The 21,194-nt window shown below is 59.8% G+C and carries 17 protein-coding genes; 7 read left to right on the top strand and 10 right to left on the bottom strand.

Going from position 1 to position 21,194, the window contains the following annotated elements:
• Both J4D25_RS02070 and J4D25_RS02065 read right to left on the bottom strand, forming a co-directional pair.
• Positions 1-960 carry a MoxR family ATPase gene (locus J4D25_RS02070; protein WP_057715002.1) on the bottom strand — a complete coding sequence of 320 codons (960 nt, stop codon included), beginning with the start codon at positions 958-960 and terminating at the stop codon, positions 1-3.
• Positions 961-1,246: 286 nt separating this feature from the next.
• Positions 1,247-1,600, bottom strand: a complete 354-nt coding sequence (locus tag J4D25_RS02065; protein ID WP_057715001.1) for a hypothetical protein — start codon at positions 1,598-1,600, stop codon at positions 1,247-1,249.
• 503 nt (positions 1,601-2,103) lie between these two features.
• Here J4D25_RS02065 and J4D25_RS02060 point away from each other — a divergent pair.
• Positions 2,104-7,002 carry an NAD-glutamate dehydrogenase gene (locus J4D25_RS02060; protein WP_057715000.1) on the top strand — a complete coding sequence of 1,633 codons (4,899 nt, stop codon included), beginning with the start codon at positions 2,104-2,106 and terminating at the stop codon, positions 7,000-7,002.
• A gap of 90 nt (positions 7,003-7,092) precedes the next feature.
• On the opposite strand, the gene J4D25_RS02055 is transcribed toward J4D25_RS02060, so the two are convergent.
• From J4D25_RS02055 to J4D25_RS02035, 5 genes are all read right to left on the bottom strand, one after another.
• A complete protein-coding gene (locus J4D25_RS02055) occupies positions 7,093-7,668 on the bottom strand; it encodes a hypothetical protein (RefSeq protein ID WP_131726869.1) in 576 nt (191 codons plus the stop codon).
• 145 nt (positions 7,669-7,813) lie between these two features.
• Entirely contained in the window at positions 7,814-8,527 is a 714-nt protein-coding gene (locus J4D25_RS02050) for a hypothetical protein (RefSeq protein ID WP_057714998.1), read from the bottom strand.
• Between the two features lie 228 nt (positions 8,528-8,755).
• A complete protein-coding gene (locus tag J4D25_RS02045; protein WP_057714997.1) occupies positions 8,756-9,175 on the bottom strand; it encodes a cupin domain-containing protein in 420 nt (139 codons plus the stop codon).
• 238 nt (positions 9,176-9,413) lie between these two features.
• Positions 9,414-9,707: a putative quinol monooxygenase gene (locus J4D25_RS02040; protein ID WP_057714996.1), complete on the bottom strand. Its 294-nt coding sequence runs from the start codon at positions 9,705-9,707 to the stop codon at positions 9,414-9,416.
• Positions 9,708-9,830: 123 nt separating this feature from the next.
• Positions 9,831-11,264 carry a PLP-dependent aminotransferase family protein gene (locus tag J4D25_RS02035; RefSeq protein ID WP_057714995.1) on the bottom strand — a complete coding sequence of 478 codons (1,434 nt, stop codon included), beginning with the start codon at positions 11,262-11,264 and terminating at the stop codon, positions 9,831-9,833.
• A 204-nt stretch (positions 11,265-11,468) separates the two neighbouring features.
• Between J4D25_RS02035 and J4D25_RS02030 the strand changes: the two genes are divergently transcribed.
• The 4 genes from J4D25_RS02030 (at position 11,469) to J4D25_RS02015 (ending at position 14,354) form a co-directional block, all read left to right on the top strand.
• Positions 11,469-11,909 carry a carboxymuconolactone decarboxylase family protein gene (locus J4D25_RS02030; RefSeq protein ID WP_057714994.1) on the top strand — a complete coding sequence of 147 codons (441 nt, stop codon included), beginning with the start codon at positions 11,469-11,471 and terminating at the stop codon, positions 11,907-11,909.
• Between the two features lie 73 nt (positions 11,910-11,982).
• Positions 11,983-12,960 (top strand): LysR family transcriptional regulator, encoded by a 978-nt coding sequence (locus J4D25_RS02025; protein WP_057714993.1) that lies wholly within the window; start codon positions 11,983-11,985, stop codon positions 12,958-12,960.
• A gap of 232 nt (positions 12,961-13,192) precedes the next feature.
• Positions 13,193-13,714 (top strand): GNAT family N-acetyltransferase, encoded by a 522-nt coding sequence (locus J4D25_RS02020; RefSeq protein ID WP_057714992.1) that lies wholly within the window; start codon positions 13,193-13,195, stop codon positions 13,712-13,714.
• A 145-nt stretch (positions 13,715-13,859) separates the two neighbouring features.
• Entirely contained in the window at positions 13,860-14,354 is a 495-nt protein-coding gene (locus J4D25_RS02015; RefSeq protein WP_057714991.1) for a hypothetical protein, read from the top strand.
• A 57-nt stretch (positions 14,355-14,411) separates the two neighbouring features.
• Here the strand turns inward: J4D25_RS02015 and J4D25_RS02010 are convergent, their stop codons facing one another.
• Both J4D25_RS02010 and ccoN read right to left on the bottom strand, forming a co-directional pair.
• Positions 14,412-14,633, bottom strand: a complete 222-nt coding sequence (locus tag J4D25_RS02010; protein WP_057714990.1) for a hypothetical protein — start codon at positions 14,631-14,633, stop codon at positions 14,412-14,414.
• On the bottom strand, positions 14,633-16,060 hold the full coding sequence (gene ccoN, locus J4D25_RS02005; RefSeq protein ID WP_057714989.1) for a cytochrome-c oxidase, cbb3-type subunit I: 1,428 nt from the start codon (positions 16,058-16,060) through the stop codon (positions 14,633-14,635). The genes J4D25_RS02010 and ccoN overlap by 1 nt, the downstream gene beginning before the upstream one ends.
• 359 nt (positions 16,061-16,419) lie before the next feature.
• Here ccoN and J4D25_RS02000 point away from each other — a divergent pair, with 359 nt between their 5' ends.
• Together J4D25_RS02000 and J4D25_RS01995 are read left to right on the top strand one after the other, a co-directional pair.
• Positions 16,420-18,093, top strand: coding sequence for a nitrite/sulfite reductase (locus tag J4D25_RS02000; protein WP_057714988.1), 1,674 nt, complete (start codon positions 16,420-16,422; stop codon positions 18,091-18,093).
• Positions 18,090-18,569, top strand: coding sequence for a DUF934 domain-containing protein (locus J4D25_RS01995; RefSeq protein WP_057714987.1), 480 nt, complete (start codon positions 18,090-18,092; stop codon positions 18,567-18,569). Before J4D25_RS02000 ends, J4D25_RS01995 begins: the two co-directional genes overlap by 4 nt.
• A 121-nt stretch (positions 18,570-18,690) precedes the next feature.
• Here J4D25_RS01995 and J4D25_RS01990 read toward each other — a convergent pair whose 3' ends face one another.
• On the bottom strand, positions 18,691-21,051 hold the full coding sequence (locus J4D25_RS01990; protein WP_057714986.1) for a tetratricopeptide repeat protein: 2,361 nt from the start codon (positions 21,049-21,051) through the stop codon (positions 18,691-18,693).
• Positions 21,052-21,194: the final 143 nt, after the last annotated feature.

Genomic DNA, 21,194 nt, shown 5'->3' with positions numbered 1-21,194 from the left:
TCAAGCGACGGCTACGACGTCGAGAATCCGCTGGACCACACGGTCCTGATCGATGCCAGCGGCTTCGGCTTCAAAGGAAAGAATGATGCGATGGCGCAGCACGTCGAACAGCACGGCCTGGATGTCTTCCGGGCTGACGAAATCACGTCCGGCCAGCCAGGCGTGGGCGCGGGCGCAGCGGTCCAGGGCAATCGAACCTCGGGGGCTGGCGCCGTAGGCGATCCACTCGGCCATCTCCGGGTCGAATTTGGCCGGGGTGCGGGTGGCCATGACCAGTTGTACCAGGTACTCCTCCACGGCGTCGGCCATGTACAGACCGAGGATTTCCTTGCGTGCGACAAAAATCGTCTGTTGAGTAACCCGACGCTCAGGCTTCGCTTCGCCGTTCAGGGCTTCTCCACGGGCTTGCTGCAGAATCCGGCGCTCGACAGTGGCATCGGGAAAGCCGATTTTCACGTGCATCAGGAACCGGTCAAGCTGGGCTTCCGGCAACGGGTAGGTGCCTTCCTGCTCGATCGGGTTCTGCGTGGCCATCACCAGGAACAGCGGCGACAGCTCGTAGGTGCTGCGCCCGACACTGACTTGCCGCTCGCCCATGGCTTCGAGCAAGGCCGACTGGACCTTGGCCGGGGCTCGGTTGATTTCGTCCGCCAATACCAGGTTGTGGAAGATAGGGCCTTGCTGGAACACGAAGCTGCCGGTTTCCGGGCGGTAGATTTCCGTACCGGTAATGTCGGCCGGCAACAGGTCAGGGGTGAACTGGATGCGGTGGAACTGCGCTTCGATGCCTTCGGCAAGTTCTTTGATGGCCTTGGTCTTGGCCAGGCCAGGAGCACCCTCGACCAGCATATGGCCGTCGGCGAGCAGGGCGATGAGCAATCGCTCGATGAGTTTTTCCTGGCCGAGAATCTGCGTTGAAAGAAAGGTTCGCAGCGCTAGCAGCGCTTCACGATGTTCCATCGATGACTGTTCCTGCAAAAGGGTGGCCGAGGACGTTCGAAATGCGCCAGGGCTGGGGGCGTTACTTTAATCCATCGCGGGGGGTGGCGACTAACGGCATTTTGCGCAAAGTGCGGGAAAAGATGGGTGAAATTGTTGGAGGTTCGTTCCATTTCAGTATTGTGGCGGGCTTACTGACGCCATCGCGAGCAAGCTCGCTCCCACAGGGGACCACGCCGTCACTGAGGCATGCAATCAAATATGGGAGCGAGCTTGCTCGCGATGAGGTCGGAACAGGCGCTGATATTCAGAGCTGGCTAATGAAGGTGCCAGTGCCATCAAGAATGTTCTTCAAGGTCAGCTCAACTTCATCCATATCCACCATGTCGGCATCAAAGGTGATTTCCAATACATCGTCGCCGTTGAGCGCATCGGCATCAGCCGCGGCAATTTCGATCTTCAGCAGGGAAGGGCTTAGGGTGACTTTCACGCCGTCCAGGGTCGAAGGCTCGCCGTCCAGAGTGATTTCCAGCTCGTCTTCATCCGGGTAGCGGCTCATCAGGAACATTTCGCCCTGGTCGCTGTGGCAGCAGAGCATGGCCATGTTGTCTTCTTCGTCGTCGCAAGGGTTGACGATCAAGAGGGCGGTTTTCATTTTCATGGGAAATTCCTGGTTCGACGAGCGTGGTAAACGCAATAACGGGCGATTCTGCCAGCCCGCGCACATTTCTGCTTGTCCGAGTGTCAATGACCGGGTCGTGGACGGCCAGAGTGTTACTGGTCATTTCTGGTACGCATGTCCCGTAAAACCGGACAGAAAACCGTCATTTTCCTGTGCGAATGCTAGTGTTGTTCGATGCGCATGCGTTGAGCAGCGTACCGTTGACCGAATATGTCGCAGCACCGCAAGCACGGGCCTTGCCGCACTCGTTAAGCTGCGCAACGGATGAGCACCCGTAAAGACATTGCGCTGCACGCAGTCCAGTCGTTTTTGCAGATGCCCATTCACGGAAGGTGAATGTGACCTGAGTGTCTCGTCCAGCTTCACCCACCTGTCACCCTGTTTCCTCTGCCCGAGAATCAGGAACCGGGTGACGGACCACCCCGAAAGGGGTTTTGCACGCGACGCTTTCATCAATAACAAGCCCAAGCGGAGTACCACAGATGGCGTTCTTCACCGCAGCCAGCAAAGCCGACTTCCAGCACCAACTGCAAGCGGCACTGGCGCAGCACATCAGTGAACAGGCACTGCCACAAGTGGCGCTGTTTTCTGAACAATTCTTCGGCATCATTTCCCTTGACGAGCTGACCCAGCGTCGGTTGTCCGACCTTGCTGGCTGCACCCTTTCTGCATGGCGCATGCTTGAGCGCTTTGATCACGCGCAGCCGCAAGTGCGCGTCTACAACCCTGATTACGAACGCCACGGCTGGCAGTCGACCCATACCGCGGTCGAAGTGCTGCACCACGACCTGCCTTTCCTGGTGGACTCGGTGCGTACCGAGCTGAACCGCCGCGGTTACAGCATCCATACCCTGCAAACCACCGTGCTGAGCGTGCGTCGTGGCAGCAAGGGCGAGTTGCTGGAAATCCTGCCTAAAGGCACCCAGGGCGACGACATTCAGCAAGAGTCGCTGATGTACCTGGAGATCGACCGCTGCGCCAACACCGCCGAGCTCAATGTGCTGAGCAAAGAGCTGGAGCAGGTGCTCGGTGAAGTCCGCGTGGCCGTCGGCGATTTCGAGCCGATGAAGGCCAAGGTCCAGGACATCCTGACCAAGCTGGACAACAGCCAGTTCGCCGTCGATGGCGACGAGAAGAACGAAATCAAGAGCTTCCTGGAATGGCTGGTGGGCAACCACTTCACCTTCCTCGGTTATGAAGAGTTCGTGGTCAGCGACGAAGCCGATGGCGGCCATATCGTCTACGACAAGGACTCCTTCCTCGGCCTGACCAAGCTGCTGCGTGCCGGCCTGACCTACGATGACCTGCGCATCGAAGACTACGCCGTGAACTACCTGCGCGAACCGACCCTGCTGTCGTTCGCCAAGGCCGCGCACCCAAGCCGTGTACACCGTCCGGCTTACCCGGACTACGTGTCGATCCGCGAAATCGACGCCGACGGCAAGGTCATCAAGGAATGCCGTTTCATGGGTCTGTACACCTCGTCGGTGTATGGCGAGAGCGTGCGGGTGATCCCGTACATCCGCCGCAAGGTCGAGGAAATCGAACGCCGTTCCGGCTTCCAGGCCAAGGCTCACCTGGGCAAGGAACTGGCGCAGGTGCTCGAAGTGCTGCCGCGCGACGATCTGTTCCAGACCCCGGTGGACGAGCTGTTCAGCACCGTGATGTCGATCGTGCAGATCCAGGAACGCAACAAGATTCGCGTGTTCCTGCGCAAAGACCCGTACGGCCGTTTCTGCTACTGCCTGGCCTACGTGCCGCGTGACATCTATTCCACCGAAGTGCGCCAGAAGATCCAGCAAGTGCTGATGGATCGCCTGAAAGCCTCGGACTGCGAGTTCTGGACCTTCTTCTCCGAGTCCGTGCTGGCCCGCGTGCAGTTGATTCTGCGCGTCGACCCGAAAAACCGCCTCGATATCGACCCGTTGCTGCTGGAAAAAGAAGTGGTGCAGGCCTGCCGCAGCTGGCAGGACGACTACGCCGCCCTGACCGTTGAAAGCTTCGGTGAAGCCCATGGCACCAACGTGCTGGCCGACTTCCCGAAAGGCTTCCCCGCCGGTTACCGCGAGCGTTTCGCAGCCCACTCGGCTGTGGTCGACATGCAGCACCTGCTGAGTCTCAACGAAAAAAATCCGCTGGTGATGAGCTTCTACCAGCCGCTGGGTCAGGTTTCCGGCCAGCGCATGCTGCACTGCAAGCTGTACCACGCCGATACCCCGCTGGCGCTGTCCGACGTGCTGCCGATCCTGGAAAACCTCGGCCTGCGCGTGCTGGGTGAGTTCCCGTATCGCCTGCGCCACAACAGTGGCCGCGAGTTCTGGATTCACGATTTCGCGTTCACCGCCGCCGAAGGCCTGGAACTCGACATCCAGCAGTTGAACGACACGCTGCAGGACGCATTCGTCCACATCGTGCGTGGCGACGCCGAGAACGACGGGTTCAACCGTCTGGTACTGACCGCCGGCCTGCCATGGCGCGACGTGGCGCTGCTGCGTGCCTACGCCCGCTACATGAAGCAGATCCGTCTGGGCTTCGACCTGGGCTATATCGCCAGCACCCTGAACAACCACACCGATATCGCTCACGAGCTGACCCGGTTGTTCAAGACCCGTTTCTACCTGGCGCGCAAGCTGACCGGCGAAGATCTGGGGGACAAGCAGCAACGCCTGGAACACGCGATCCTCAGCGCCCTGGACGACGTCCAGGTACTGAACGAAGACCGCATCCTGCGTCGCTACCTGGACCTGATCAAGGCCACCCTGCGCACCAACTTCTACCAGACTGACGCCAACGGCCATAACAAGTCGTACTTCAGCTTCAAGTTCAACCCGCACTTGATTCCCGAGCTGCCCAAGCCTGTACCGAAGTTCGAAATCTTCGTTTACTCGCCGCGCGTCGAAGGCGTGCACCTGCGCTTCGGCAACGTGGCCCGTGGTGGCCTGCGCTGGTCCGACCGTGAAGAAGACTTCCGTACCGAAGTCCTGGGCCTGGTAAAAGCCCAGCAAGTGAAGAACTCGGTGATCGTGCCGGTGGGTGCGAAGGGCGGCTTCCTGCCGCGTCGCCTGCCACTGGGCGGCAGCCGTGACGAGATCGCGGCCGAGGGCATCGCCTGCTACCGCATCTTCATTTCGGGTCTGTTGGACATCACCGACAATCTGAAGGACGGCGCCCTGGTGCCGCCGGCCAACGTCGTGCGTCATGACGACGATGACCCGTACCTGGTCGTAGCGGCGGACAAGGGCACTGCGACCTTCTCCGACATCGCCAACGGCATCGCCATCGACTACGGTTTCTGGCTGGGTGACGCGTTTGCGTCCGGCGGTTCGGCCGGTTACGACCACAAGAAAATGGGCATCACCGCCAAGGGCGCGTGGGTCGGCGTACAGCGCCACTTCCGCGAGCGCGGCATCAATGTCCAGGAAGACAGCATCACCGTGGTCGGTGTCGGCGACATGGCCGGTGACGTGTTCGGTAACGGCTTGCTGATGTCCGACAAGCTGCAACTGGTCGCAGCGTTCAACCACCTGCACATTTTCATCGATCCGAACCCTGAGCCGGCGTCGAGCTTCGCCGAGCGTCAGCGCCTGTTCGACCTGCCACGTTCGGCCTGGTCGGACTACGACACCAGCCTCATGTCCGAAGGCGGCGGCATCTTCTCCCGTAGCGCGAAGAGCATTGCGATTTCCCCGCAAATGCAGGAACGCTTCGATATCCAGGCCGACAAGCTGACCCCGACCGAACTGCTCAACGCCTTGCTCAAGGCACCGGTGGATCTGTTGTGGAACGGCGGTATCGGTACTTACGTGAAGGCCAGCAGCGAAAGCCACGCCGATGTCGGCGACAAGGCCAACGATGCACTGCGGGTGAACGGCAACGAACTGCGCTGCAAAGTCGTGGGCGAGGGCGGTAACCTGGGCATGACCCAACTGGGTCGCGTCGAGTTCGGCCTCAATGGCGGCGGTTCCAACACCGACTTCATCGACAACGCCGGTGGTGTGGACTGCTCCGACCACGAAGTGAACATCAAGATCCTGCTCAACGAAGTGGTTCAGGCCGGCGACATGACCGACAAGCAACGTAATGAGTTGCTGGCGAGCATGACCGACGAAGTCGGTGGTCTGGTGCTGGGTAACAACTACAAGCAGACTCAGGCCCTGTCGTTGGCAGCCCGCCGTGCATTGCCGCGGATTGCCGAATACAAGCGCCTGATGAACGACCTGGAAGGTCGCGGCAAGCTGGATCGCGCCATCGAGTTCCTGCCGGCCGAAGAAGCGATCAACGAGCGCATCGCCGAAGGTCATGGCCTGACCCGTGCCGAGCTGTCGGTGCTGATCTCGTACAGCAAGATCGACCTCAAGGAGCAGTTGCTGGGCTCCCTGGTGCCGGACGACGACTACCTGACCCGCGACATGGAAACCGCTTTCCCGCCAACACTGGTGAGCAAGTTCTCCGCGGCGATGCGTCGTCACCGTCTGAAGCGCGAAATCGTCAGCACCCAGATTGCCAACGATCTGGTCAACCACATGGGTATCACCTTCGTTCAACGACTCAAAGAGTCGACCGGCATGAGCCCGGCGAACGTGGCCGGTGCTTATGTGATCGTGCGTGACATTTTCCACCTCCCGCACTGGTTCCGTCAGATTGAAAACCTGGACTACAAGGTTTCCGCCGACGTACAACTGGAACTGATGGACGAGCTGATGCGCCTGGGCCGTCGCGCCACGCGCTGGTTCCTGCGTGCCCGTCGCAACGAGCAGAACGCTGCCCGTGACGTCGCGCACTTCGGTCCGCATCTGGCGGCGTTGGGCCTCAAACTCGACGAATTGCTCAGTGGCGAGATCCGCGAAACCTGGCAGACCCGTTATCAGGCGTACGTCGAAGCCGGTGTGCCGGAGTTGCTGGCGCGCATGGTGGCTGGCACCACGCATCTGTATACGCTGCTGCCGATCATCGAGGCTTCCGACGTGACCGGCCAGGATCCTGCCGACGTGGCCAAGGCCTACTTCGCCGTGGGCAGTGCACTGGACATCACCTGGTACCTGCAACAGATCAGCGCTCTGCCGGTTGAAAACAACTGGCAGGCCCTGGCCCGTGAAGCGTTCCGTGATGACGTCGACTGGCAGCAACGTGCGATCACCATCTCGGTCCTGCAACAGGGCGACGGTTCCCAGGAGGTGGAAACACGCCTGGACCTGTGGATGCAGCAGCATGAAAGCATGATCGAACGCTGGCGTGCCATGCTGGTGGAAATCCGTGCCGCCAGCGGCACCGACTACGCCATGTACGCGGTGGCCAACCGCGAACTGCTGGACCTGGCGTTGAGCGGTCAAGCGGTGGTGCCTGCCGCCGTCGCCGCCGCCGAGCTGGAACCGGCTGCCTGATCAGGCGTTGAATGAAAAAGCCCCGCATCGAGAGATGCGGGGCTTTTTTCATTCAAGGGGCAAGACAACACGCGGGCCCATGGTTGGAACTCAGCTGTAGGGTGTTGAACTTGCGGGTGAGGAGACCTGCCTTTCCAGAATTTTCAGCTCGAACGTGGCAATGTCGCCGGACTTGTCGGTGAAGCACCTGCTGTACGCCGGATCACGCCAGATTTCTTTTTTGATAATGGCGGCGTTGCGTGCTTTCAAGTGAACGGTGGCTGTGTCACCGCTCAAATCATCAAGCGTGATGATTTGCTGATTGCTGTCCAGCAAATTGAAGGAGGTGGTATCACCGCCGGCGGCCGGGAAGGCGCCCAGGACGCCATGTTCGTTCTTGCTAAAATATTTTTGATAGTAGGCTTCGCTCAAAATCTGCATGTTGTAGTAGTCGTCATAACACCAGAAGTGGATGACCATGGCCGGCCTTTTTCTGCCACCTACAGGGAGCAGTTCTCGGCTTACAGGATCATAGGCTTCGAAGGTAGACACTATATTTGGCGGGATCGGCGATTTGAGTCTCTGAGGTTCAAAATGCCTCGAGCTCAATATCTGGTCAAAAAATGTCATGTTGACACCATTGCACTTGATGCGGGCAATGAAGGATCTTTCCTGGTCTTTAGTCATTGAGACTTCCCTGTCTGTAGAAAACGGTTGGTCGCGCTTTAACGCGGATCTAAAGATAGCGCTAATCGAAAGTCATGATTTTGATTAATTGTGAGCAAACCCTTCCTGTCCTGGTCAGGGTTTACTCACATTATCTGCCTTAGTCTTAATACAATTTCCGCTCTGAGGTCTGGTGGATCATCGAGACGTTACTTGTCGGGCTGGTCAATAAATTACTGAGCGACTGGTCAAACTTCTGCAATGCCCTTACTTGCACGTTTTGTTGCTCGTTAATATCGGCAACAATCTCTTCACTGCGTTTATAGTCCGCCCATACCGGGCTGAGCGCTCTGGCGTCATAACCTTGTGCGGTGCCAATGTAGTTGAAGTGGCTGTCATAGAAATCGGCACTGACTTTGGACTCGACGTCCGAACTGCGCGAGGTGATCAATTGGCTGCGGCTGTCGACAATGGCTACCACATCCGGTTTCGCCGCCTTGAGGCTCTGCATGTCCGGGTACACGGTGACCGATCCGAATTGCCGTTGAAGCGAGGCTTTGACCCAATCCACCGCGAGGTCGGGTCTGGAGGTGGCGACATAGGCGTCGTGGATCTCCCGTACCAGCAGACTCTGGCCGAAACCCGTGCCGGCATTGGCCTGGTAATTCTGTAGATAGGCACGGTTAGCGTGGGTGTTTTGGCTGTACACCACGCCCAGGGCCACATTGCTGCCGTTGGGAATACGAGTCGCGTTGCTGCGGCCGACCGGTTCGGTGAACACACTTTCCAGCGAAGGCCCCGCAGAGGGTGCGGTGGGAACCGAGCAGCCAGCCAAAAGCGCAGCTGATAGGGTAAGCGTACTGACAAATGCAAGTTTCATTGTGTTACTCCAGTGAAACAACATCAGTAAGGAAGTTGGAAATGCCGCAAGTGTTCGGCAGTTGCTCCAGACTAAACCGCAAAGTGAAGAATGAAATAGCCAATTGCGTGCTTATTGGCTGGCCCATAGTTTTGTTTGATTTAAACAAGTCGGGTTAATTGCCCCGGGAATTAAAAACGCCCGAATAGCGAATTTGGGCGTGTTTATTTATGGCTATTCGATCAGCGATCAGTTTTTCAGGGGGACCAGCACCTGTTCGTCCGGCGACAACACCATGAACACCAGCAACTTGGCAGGCTCGGTAGCGCTGGCGTTTTTCGAGACCAGGTGCTCGGATCCGGCTGCTTCATACCAGTATTCGCCCGCCTTGTACGTCACGGCTTTCTCGCCTTTCACGTGAGAGGTGACAGACCCTGAAAGGACGTAGGCCATGGCTGTACCGTCGTGCTTGTGGGCAATGGACGATTGGCCGGGCTTGTAGTCGACTTCGATCATCAGTGCTTTTTTGCCCGGCACGTTTTTCAGCATGTGATCCTGCAATACCGTGACTTTTTCCGAGGGGTCACCGGCTTCATGGGCGAATGCCGGGGCACCGACGGCCAGGGTCAGGGCAACAAGGGGAGCGGCACAGAAGCGCAAAACGTTCATGGTTCATTACCTGCGTTGGATAAGTTGTCATGGACAAATCTAGTCCGCAGCGGGTGACAAACAAACAGCCAATATTCGGGAAGGCCAGGGGACCAATGTCTGGACAGCTCGCTCCAGCGGGGGGTAATTCTGTAGGAGCGAGCTTGCTCGCGATGGATTCAGATTCGCCGCGTTTAACCAGGAAGCACGCGTTATCGTTGACGACCATCGCGAGCGAGCTCGCTCCTACAAGGGGGGGCTAGCGGATCGGAAAGCTGTTGAAGTCGACGGAGTTGGCCAGTTGGCAATCGATCAGGTCGATGAAACCCTGGACTTGCGGGCTGTTGAAATGCGATCGCATGGCCTCTTCCGATTGCCAGTGGGCGCTGACGGTCCAGCGATTGCTGTCCTCGGGGCAGCGGTCGACCATATAGGATTCGCACCCGGGAAGTTCACGCAGGGTTTCGACAATCTTTTGCAGTTGCTTACCCAGTTCATCCGAGCGCCCGGCGGCGGCTTGTACCTGTACGGTATTGATCACTTCATGGGACATTGCTCACACTCCTGAATCAGGCCGGACGAATCCTGCTCATTGAGGGATAACGCCTATGCAGGATAGGCCCGGCCCCCGGGACCGCCAATAGCCAATCCCCGGATAAAACCGCAGGCCAATCCGTCAGGCCACTTGCTGCAGGATGTCGCGCAAACGGTCCAGGGCGATGTCGATGTCGAGGGTTTCGATGGCGCCAAAACCGAAAAAAAGCCCGGCCCTGGGCGTTTCCTGATAGAAAAAGCTGTCGATGGCATATAGCCCGACTTCGACTTTTTTCGCCAGTTCGATCACCAATGGAATATCCATCGGCACTTTGCACATCACCACCATGTGGAAGCCGGCAGTGGACGGTACCGCCTCCAGCCAGGGCGAAAGATCGCCGGCCATGCGCGCCAGGATCCGCTCGCGGCGCCCGGCATAGATCGTATGGCAGCGCCGGATGTGCTTGAGCAGGCAACCTTCGGCGATGAACTTGGCCAGCGCCCATTGGGGCAGGGTCGAGGTGTGCAGGTCGGTGAGCTGCTTGGCGCGCACCACGGCCTCGAGGATCGCCGGCGGCAGGATCCCGTAGCCGAGCCGCAGTTCCGGTAACAGGGTTTTGGAGAACGTCCCGACGTACGCGACGATTCCCCGTTCATCCATGCTTTGCAGGGAATCGGTGGGGCGGCCTTCATAGCGGAACTCGCTGTCGTAGTCGTCCTCGATGATGATCGCACCCAACTCATGGGCCTTGGCCAGCAGTGCTTCCCGGCGCGCCTGACTCATCGGCATGCCCAGCGGGAACTGGTGCGACGGGGTGACGTAGATCAGGCGCGTGCCGCGAGGAATCTGGTCCACCACAATGCCTTCGGCGTCCACCGGTACGCCAATGACCGTGGCGCCATGGGTGCCGAACAGCAGGCGCGCCGGCGGGTAGCCGGGGTCCTCCATGGCGACCAGGCTGCCCGGACTGATCAGCACCCGGGCAATCAGGTCCAGCGCCTGCTGCGCACCGTTGCACACCACCACATCCTCATCCTGACAATTGACCCCGCGGGAGAACGCGATGTGCTGCGCAATGGCGTTACGTAGCGCCGGCAAGCCCTCGGGCTGGCTGTATAAGCCCTTGGAACCGGCAATCTGGCGCAGTGCATGAGAGGTGCAGCGCCGCCAGTCATCCTGGGGAAACTGGCCCTTGCTGGTGGCGCCACCAATGAAGTCGTAGCGCAGCGAGCCTTCCAGGGTCGGATGACGCAGAAACACCGGCAGGTTGCGCCAGTACTCGATCACCTCGAAGCCGCCGAGTTCGGTGTGGTTCTGTTTACGCTGCACCTTCGACGAGCGCGCGTTGACATAGGTGCCTTTGCCGACCACCCCGGTGAGGAAGTTTTCGTAAGTCAGTTGGGCGTAGGTGTCGGAAATGGTCTTGCGCGAAATACCCAGTTGTTCGGCCAGCAAGCGGCTGGGGGGCAGTTGTGTCCCGGCGGTCAGGCGACCGGACTCGATAGCGCTGCGCAGTTGGTTGTACAGCTGGCCGGCCAGGTCCTTGCGACCGTTGATGACAACATGTAGTTCCATACCGGCGAGGCTCCGGGGCTGTTGGGCGCGTGTGCGTCGCGCAAGATTACCCCTATCCGCTTGTGGTACAGAAGTTGTGCAGTGGAAAAACCGTCAATTGGTCTGGCGGCGGTGGTCCCCGGGGAAATCGCCTGATTGGATCTGTCATGCCCCCGAGCCAGCGACTACCGTGAAGTTCACATCACGCCTGCACGAGATCGCCCCATGAACCCCCGCCTGGATTACTACAGCGCGTCGCCCAAAGCGATGAAAGCCATGATCGCCATGGAGGCCCTGGCCAGCAGCCTGAGTATCGAGCAGGGCCTGCTGCACCTGATCAAGATTCGTGCTTCGCAGCTCAATGGCTGTGCCTTTTGCACCGATATGCACTCGGTGGATGCACGGCGCCTGGGCGAAAGCGACCGGCGTCTGTATTCCATTGTGGTCTGGCGCGACAGCAACTTTTTCAATCCTCGGGAAAGAGCCGCGCTGGCCTGGACCGAGGCGGTCACCTTGCTCTCCGAAAGCCATGTGCCGGACGATGTCTACGCGCAAGCCAGGGAGCAGTTCAGTGAAAGCGAAATGGTCGACCTGACCATTGCCGTTACCACCATCAACAGCTGGAATCGCCTGGCCGTGAGCTTTCGGCAGACACCCAGCGCCTGAGTCATTGTCACAGCAGGTTCATGAACGATCCGCAGGATGCACCTGTCAGTGTCAGATCGACAGGGAGTCCTCGATGTCATTCATGGAAGCCAGCGCCCACCAGGGGGCTGCGGAATATCGTGTAGCTATTGATAAAAATGCGTCCTGGCACCAGTTGGCGGCGGCTATCGACCCCGAACTGGCGCTGTGTTTCACCGTCAGCGCCCGTTGCGGTTGCTTCATGCAGGCCGCCCGCAGTCTCAACATCAAGACCACCCGCCTGCGCAGGCAACTGGTGCTGCTGGAAACGCAGCTCCAATGTTCGCTGTTCAACCATGGCGACAATGGTTTGAGCCTCAGCCGCGATGGCTTGCGCTTGCACGCACAATTGATCGCCCTGGCCCATGAGCGCGGTTTGCCTGTGGTCGAGCAGCCGTTGATTCGCCTGGCCGTGGCGGATTCGATCCTGCATGACATTCTCGGGCGCGACCTGGTTGCACTGCTGCGGCGCAACGCCAGCGTTCGGCTGGAGATCATGACGCTCGACAGCGAGTTGGCCTTGCAGGCAGTCAGCGCCGACGTGGTGGTGTGGCTGGGCGAGACCGGATCGCCGTTACCGGGACCGAGCTTTGCCACCACCGAACCCCGGCGCCTGGCGCAACTCGATTACCTGCCGCACATTGCCAAGCGCTACTCGCGGGTTGCCTCCAGGCCGGAATGCCTGGATGACCTGGCCGATTTTCTCCTGGTGCAATGGCGGCAGGACGGCCAGGTTGAGAGCTTCCGGCCATGGAATACGCTGGTGGATCAGCGCCCGGCCGGGGTGGTGCAACTGCAATCCTGGGAGCTGATGCTGGAGATGATCCGTTGCAGTGCCGGCATCGGCCTGCTGCCGCACTACATGAGCCACTTCGACCGCGGGCTGATTGCCTTGCCGGGCCTGTTTGACCAGCCTATGCGGCGTCAGGTGTGGATGGCGGTCAATGCTGATTCCGGGGACGACGAGCAAGTACGGGTGATCGTCGAATTGATCGAAAACACTTTCAGCGAGCGCCGGGAGTGGTTCGAATGAAGATAGCTTGAATAGACTGCAATCCTTGTGGCGAGGGGGCTTGTCGGACCGCCGCACCGCCCCGTTCGGTTGCGCAGCAGCCGTAATAACGGGCACTGCGGTTTGCAGGGTGAAAACGAGTATTGGTTTGTTGGGGGTCGCTACGCAACCCAACGGGGGCAAGCCCCCTCGCCACAGAGGTTTCGTTCGTTATAGAGTGAACGGCCATGTCTGCTTCAAGGATGATTCACCCATGCCAGCCACCGAACCCGTCATCACCCTCGAACGCTTCAACGAATCCCATATCGAAGGCGTTGCGGCGCTGTACAACGACCCGGCCATCGCCCGTCAAACCCTGCAAATGCCGTTTCAGTCCACCGAACTCTGGCGCAGTCGCCTTGCGCTGGATAACGAACGCTTGGTGAATGTGGTGGCCCTGCATCAAGGCACGGTCATCGGCAACATTGGCCTGGAGCAGTTCTCACGCATTCGTCGCAGCCATGCCGGCAGTTTCGGCATGGGCGTTGCGGTGGCGTGGCAGGGCAAGGGGGTGGGCTCGAAGCTGCTCGCGACGGCGCTGGATATCGCCGACAACTGGATGAATCTGCAGCGCATCGAGCTTTCGGTGTATGCCGACAACGAAGCGGCCATTTCCCTGTACCGCAAGTTCGGCTTCGAAACCGAGGGCCTGTTCCGCGACTACGCCGTGCGTGACGGCGTGCTGGTGGACACCTTGAGCATGGCGCGCCTGCGCCGCACGCCCAAGGCCGGTTGAGTCAGCCACCCAGGGCGAAAGCCACCGCCTCCTGCGCATTCAGTCCGGCGGTGGCAGTACCGCTCACGCTTTTACTCGTACGCCCGCCACGCGCATCTGCCATGCTTAATGTCCGCAACACCGCTTCAACCAAAGGAACACCGCTATGGACGATGTACAGCAACTGGGCGAAATGCTTCGCCACTACGCCGAAAGCGAAGCGCACAAAAAGCAAGTGTTCGAGTCGCAATCGGCCGAGTGGGCGAAGCGCATTGGTGCGCTGTTCGATCAGATCCAGCAGTGGTTGGAACCGGTCAAGGCACCTGACCTGCTCGTAGTGAACCGCGAAGTGTACGTCGCGTCGGGGCCGAGTGTTCCGGTGGAGAGCTCTCCGTTCAAGACCGAAAAGCTGAGCATCCTGATCACTGGCAAACCGGTGGAATTCGTGCCGGAGGTGATGGGTGTCGGCGGGCAGATTTCCGTGGCGGTGATGGGCTTTACAGCAGCACGTTATGGCAGCGTGTCACTGGTGTGCCTGCCGCCATCCACTGGCTGGCAGTGGCGCAAGACCAATGGCTTGAAAGACCCGGACACTTTTGAGTTCGATGCAAACTTCCTGGCGCAACAACTGCAAAGCCTGATTCCCAGGGAGCGTGCCTGAAATCTCGACATACAACCCTGTGGGAGCGAGCTTGCTCCCACAGTAATCGGTGCTACATCAGATATCGAGGGTTTCCCAATCCGGGTTCGCCTCTTCCGGCGGCAGTGTTCTAACGGTTTTTCCGGTCGCCAATTCCACCCGCCGCGCCACTTCCGGGTCATCCGCAAACGGGATCAGGCTTGCATCGTCCAGGCTCTCGGCGGTCTGGTGGCGCAGACAATACTCGACGGCGAACCACAAAAATGCCACACCCAGAATGTTCAGTATGACTTCAATCATCAGGCAAACCGCGCCTCGCGTTCGGCTATCGCCACGTCCGTTACCCGCACCGTGCGCCACACGTTGTAGGCCATCAGCAGCATGCCGCTGAGGAAGAACACCCCGCCGGCAAAGCGCACGACGAATCCCGGATGGCTTGCCTGCAAGGCTTCGACGAAGGAGTAGGTCAGCGTGCCGTCATCGTTGATCGCGCGCCACATCAGGCCCTGGGTGATGCCGTTGACCCACATCGAGGCGATGTACAGCACGGTGCCGATGGTCGCCAGCCAAAAGTGCAGGTTGATCAGCGGCGTGCTGTGCATCTGATCGCGCCCGAATACCTTCGGCACCATGTGATAGGTCGCACCGAAGGTAATCATCGCCACCCAGCCCAGCGCCCCGGCGTGCACGTGGCCGATGGTCCAGTCGGTATAGTGGGAGAGGGCGTTGACGGTCTTGATCGCCATCATCGGCCCCTCGAAGGTCGACATGCCGTAGAACGCCAGGGACAGCACGAGGAAACGCAGGATCGGGTCGGTGCGCAACTTATGCCAGGCACCGGACAGGGTCATCATGCCGTTGATCATTCCGCCCCAACTCGGCGCCAGCAGGATCAGCGACATGGCCATGCCCAGCGACTGCGCCCAGTCCGGCAGCGCGGTGTAGTGCAAGTGGTGCGGGCCAGCCCAGATGTACAGGGTGATCAGCGCCCAGAAGTGCACAATCGACAGGCGATAGGAATACACCGGCCGGCCCGCCTGTTTCGGCACGAAGTAATACATCATCCCCAGGAAACCTGTGGTCAGGAAAAAGCCCACGGCGTTGTGCCCGTACCACCATTGCACCATGGCGTCGGTAGCCCCGGAATACACCGGATAGGACTTGAACCAGTCGACTGGAATCGACAGGTGATTGACCACGTGCAGCATGGCGATGACCACGATGAATGCACCGAAAAACCAGTTGCCGACGTAGATGTGTCTGGTCTTGCGTTGCACTACGGTAGTGAAGAACACCACGGCGTACGCAACCCAGACCACGGTCATCCACACCGCGCCGGTGAATTCGATTTCGGCGTATTCCTTGGTGGTGGTGTAGCCCAGCGGCAGGGTGATCAGCATCACCACAATCACCGACTGCCAGCCCCAGAACGTGAAGGCAGCGAGTGTGTCCGAGAACAGCCGTACCTGGCAGGTGCGTTGCACTGCGTAATAGCTGGCGGCGAATTGCGCGCTGCCGGCGAAACCGAAAATCACCAGGCTGGTGTGCAGCGGGCGCAAGCGGCCGAAGGTGGTCCACGGCAGGTCCAGGTTCATCTGCGGCCACACCAGTTGCGAGGCGATCCACACGCCCATCGCCATCCCCACGATGCCCCAGATTACGGTCGCCACGATGAATTGGCGGACGACCTTGTAGTTATAGGCCTGTCCGATGGTTGTTGTGCTCATGGTCAATGCTTCCTCGGTTGCAATGCCGTGCACTGTAAAAACACCGGTAAAAACAAAACAGGCTCAGGGAAAATTCATTTGTGCGGATCAGATTCTTCGCCACTCCTGCGGCTTTCAGTCGTGTTCTGATACGGTTTTTTAGAGTTCAAGTGAATCTGTAACGTACTGCGCCGCAAGCTCATAGTCGTTACCTCGAAACGAGCCGCAGAGCCCGACTTGCGCCCCCTGTAGGAGCGAGCTTGCTCGCGATGGAGTCAAAGGCGATGCGTTTATCCAGGAGGTTCGCGTTTTCGTTGACCTCCATCGCGAGCAAGCTCGCTCCTACAGGGTTCTGTGCCTAATTCTGATGAGGTAGCCAGATGTATCAGTACGACGACTACGACCGGGCATTGGTGCTCGAACGAGTTGCGCAGTTTCGTGATCAGGTCGAGCGCTTTCTGGCCGGTGAGCTGAACGAAGAAGAGTTCCTGCCATTGCGCCTGCAGAACGGCCTGTACATGCAAAAGCATGCCTACATGCTGCGAGTGGCGATTCCCTACGGCACGCTGAGTGCCCGGCAGATGCGTACGTTGGCGAGCATCGCCAGGGATTACGATCGCGGTTACGGCCATTTCACCACCCGGCAGAACATGCAGTTCAACTGGATCGAACTGGCCCAGGTGCCGTCGATCCTCGAACGCCTGGCCGAGGTGGAAATGCATGCGATCCAGACCTCCGGCAACTGTGTGCGCAACATCACCACCGAAGCCTTTGCCGGGGTTGCGGCCGACGAAATGATTGACCCGCGACCGTTGGCGGAAATTCTGCGGCAGTGGTCGACCATCAACCCGGAATTCCTGTTCCTGCCGCGCAAGTTCAAGATCGCCATCTGCTCGGCCGAGCAGGACCGCGCGGCGATCATGATGCATGACATCGGCCTTTATCTTTACCCAGGCTCCGAAGGACACATGCTCCTGCGAGTCATGGTGGGCGGCGGTCTGGGGCGCACGCCGATCCTCGGCGTGCAGATCCGCGAAGGCTTGCCGTGGCAACACCTGCTGTCTTACGTAGAGGCGGTGCTGCGGGTGTATAACCGCCATGGCCGGCGGGACAACAAGTACAAGGCGCGAATCAAGATTCTGGTCAAAGCCCTGGGCATCGAGGCCTTCGCCCGGGAAGTGGAAGAAGAGTGGCAGTTCCTCAAGGACGGCCCGGCGCAACTGACCCTTGACGAGTTCGAGCGGGTGGCCAGTGCGTTCGTCGCACCGCCCTATCGTGATCTGTCCGACACCAGTCTCGATTTCGGCACGCACCTGGCCGAAAACCCGGCGTTCGCTCGTTGGGTGCAGCGTAACGTGCAGCCGCACAAAATATCGGGCTATGCCAGCGTGGTGTTGTCGACCAAGCCCGGCAGCGCTGCGCCACCGGGCGATGTCACCACCGAGCAGATGGAGGCGGTGGCCGAGTGGTCCGAGCGCTTTGGCTTCGGTGAAATCCGCATTGCCCATGAGCAGAATATCGTCCTTCCGGACGTGTCCAAGGCCGATCTGTTCACCCTGTGGCGCCTGGCCTGCGGACACAATCTGGGCAGCGCCAACGCCGGATTGCTCACCGACATCATCGCCTGCCCCGGTGGCGACTTCTGCGCGCTGGCCAACGCCAAGTCGATCCCCATCGCCAAGGCTATTGCCGCACGCTTCGAAGACCTCGACTACCTGCACGACCTGGGCGATATCAGCCTCAATATTTCCGGCTGCATGAATGCCTGCGGTCACCATCACATTGGCAACATCGGCATTCTGGGGGTCGATAAGAACGGCACCGAGTGGTACCAGATCACCCTCGGCGGCGCCCAGGGCAAGAACAGTGCGTTGGGCAAGGTCATTGGCCCGTCCTTCAGCTCCGCCGAAGTGCCCGAGGTGATCGAGCGCATCATCGACACCTTCGTGCGTTATCGCGAGAGCGAAGAACTGTTCGTCGACGCCTTCCAACGGATCGGGCTAGAGCCGTTCAAGGAGGCTGTCTATGCGAAAGTGCTGGAGGTGTCGGCATGAACAATCTGTTGCGGCTGGAAGAGGGCGTGGCGCGGATTGTCGCGGATGATCCATGGAAGCTCGTGCGCGACCCGCAAGCACCGCTGCCCGTGGGTGCAACGATTCTGCCGCTGAGCCGTTGGCTGGAAAACCCGTCGCAAAACGGCGTGTGGCTGGGGCCGGACGATGAAGTGGAAAGCCTTCAGCCATGGTTTACCCAACTGCCCTTGATCGCCCTGGATTTTCCGAGCTTTCGCGATGGCCGCGGGTACAGCCAGGCGTATCTGCTGCGTGCGCGATTGGGTTGGGCCGGCGAGTTGCGCGCCATCGGCGATGTCTTGCGCGATCAACTCAGCCACATGCGCCAATGCGGTTTCGACAGCTTTGCCGTGCGTGAAGACAAATCCGCAGAAGATGCATTGAAGGGATTGGCGGGGATGAGCGTGTTGTACGGGCGTTCGGTGATTGAGCCGCGGCCGTTGTTCAGGCGCCGCTGAATTCGGCCCCTGCAGGAGCGAGCTTGCTCGCGATGGACGTCAACGAAAACGCGATTTTTTTGGATAAACGCGTCGCCTGTAACGCCATCGCGAGCAAGCTCGCTCCTACAAGAATCTCCCGTCACTTCAACGCCGGATCCCCCATGTTCATTTTCTTCCAGCCCTGCAACAGCACTTGCGCCTTGGGCTCCTGGCCGTTGTCCAGGTAATACTGGATCAACGACAACCGGGCATTGCGATTGGCCGGCTGCACCTTCAACAGCCGTTCCAGTTCGGCGCACGCCTGGTCAATCTTGCCGCTGTCATGCAGGGCCACTGCCAGCACATAGCCGAACTGCCCGCTCTGGGGATCCAGTTGCGCGGCCTTGCGCAGGTACGGCATGGCTTGAGCGGCCTGGCCCGCACGAATCAGCGCCAGGCCCTGAGTGTGTTGCAGCAGGCCAGAGTCGGGGTGGTCCTTGAGGCTTTGCCCCAGCAGGGCATGGGCTTCCTGACTGCGACCGTTGGCCTCCAGCCATTGCACCAGGGTGACCAGCGCCGGGTAGAAGTCCGGATCGCGCTGCAGGGCGGTACGCAGCAAAGCTTCGACTTCTGCGCTGCGGCCATCGGCCTGATAGAGCATGGCCAGGTTCAGGTTGGCCTCGGCGCGCTCGGCCAGACTCTTTTGCACCGCTTCGTACTCGGCAATGGCGGCATTCCAGGCGTCCTGGGCGCTGCCCAAGCCATTGCGTGCGACGCTGAGCAGGTCCCGGGCGACGGCGATGCGTACAGCCCGCACCGGGTCGCTCAGCAACGGCGTCAGCAATGGCGCGCGCTCCGCAGGCGGCAGGAAGGCACTGACCGCCCGCACCGCGCTCTCGCGGACTTGCGGCGCCGGGTTGCCCAGGTCCCTGGTAGCCAGTTTCAACGCCTGTTCGCTCGGGTACGCCGGCAGTTCGGCCAGCAGCGTCGCGCGCTGAATCGCCGGCAGGTTGCTGCGTTGCAGTTGCTCGAACAACGCCTGCGCGGCGCCGGGCTGGCCGTTGCGAATCAGCCACAGGCTTTCGTCGTAGCGAGGGGCTTGTACCGCGCTGGCGTTGGCGGTGTTCCACAGCTTGAACTGCTCGGTGACCTTGTCGCCGGCCTTGCCTTTGTGGCAGGTCAGGCAGGCGTCAGGCGTACCGAGTTTCTTTGCTCGCTCAGGATTGGGAATGCTGAAGCTGTGGTCATGCCGCAAGTCGTTGCCCATGTAGAACTTGCCGGGCATGTGGCAATCCACGCACTGCGAACCCGGCTGGCCCATGGTGTGGCGAGTGTGTTCGATGGAATCGTAGTTTTTCGCTTGCAGGCCCTTGCCGTCGACGCCCTCCACGGTGGTTTTGCCGGCGGTGTTGTGACATTGCAGGCAAACGCCGTTGTCGGGTGCCTTCAACTGTGTACTGTGGGGGTTGTGGCAGTTGCTGCAACGCACGCCCTTGTCGAACATTTTGCTCTGGGCAAAGGAGCCGTGTTCGAACACTTCGTCCTTGATCTTGCCGTCCAGCGCGTACAACTCGCGGGTCAGGACGCTCGGCAGGTAGTCGTCCATCAGCCGTTTGCCGACCGTGTAGCCATCGTCCAGGGGCGCGCGGCGAGAGTGGCAGCGGGCGCAGGTTTCGATTTCGACGGTGGCGTTCTTGTCCTTGAGGTCGACGGCAAAGCCTACGTGGATCAGGTCGGTTTTCTTCGCCGTCCATTCCAGGTGATTGGACGCCGGGCCATGGCAGGCCTGGCAGCCGACACCGAGGCTGTTCCAGTGACTGTCGAAGGTGTTTTTCGCCGCATCGAAATTGCGCTTGTAACCGGTGGTGTGGCACTCGACGCACATGAAGTTGGCGTTCTGGCTCGGCTTGCTCCAGTGCAACGGGTTCTTGAAGGTCACGCCCTGACCCGGATAGAGGTGAAACCAGCGCTGCTTCTCGGTATCCCAGGCCACGCCGAGGGCCTGGAGCCGGCCTTCGCCGACCTCGATCAGGTATTGCTGCAAGGGGGCGATGCCAAAGGTGTAGGCGACTTTGAAATCGGCATTCTTGCCATCGATACCCGGCGTGTTGACCCAGAATTCGTCGCCTTTGCGCGAGAACACCGTGGTCTCTTTTTCGGCCTTGAAGGTGACGTTGTTGAAGTCGCCGAGCAGGGTGTCCGCGTTGGCTTGCTGCATCGCCAGTTGGTGATGGGAGCCTTGCCAGTCCTTGACCTGCTCGCCGTGGCAGCCCTGGCATTGTTGCTCATCGACCATTTTCGCAGGCTTGACAGCGACCGGTTGCGGTTTGGCCGGTTGCACGGCAGGCGCGCTGACGGGGACTGGCTTGAGCGGTGTCGGTGTACTGCCCAGCAAAAACCAGCCAATACCCGCCACAGCCAGCAGCAGGATGCCGATGGTGACAGGGAACAGATAACGGTTGATCAGGGTCGGTTGCGAATCAGGGTTTGGGGTTGCAGCTTTATTTTTATGTTTCGGCATTACGACTTCCATGGTCCAGGTGCGATTGCCTTGCGGCGCGCGATGACGCTCGATGCAGCTTTGCCGGATGACCGGCGTGTGTCAAATGGCGGATGTTGTGAAGCTGATGGCCCCATCGCGAGCAAGCTCGCTCCCACAGGTCT

Source organism: Pseudomonas sp. GW456-L13, assembly GCF_017350115.1.
GTDB classification, from domain to species: domain Bacteria; phylum Pseudomonadota; class Gammaproteobacteria; order Pseudomonadales; family Pseudomonadaceae; genus Aquipseudomonas; species Aquipseudomonas jessenii.
The sequence above is the reverse complement of the archived record's forward strand: the minus strand, read 5'-3'. Positions and strand labels throughout refer to the sequence as shown.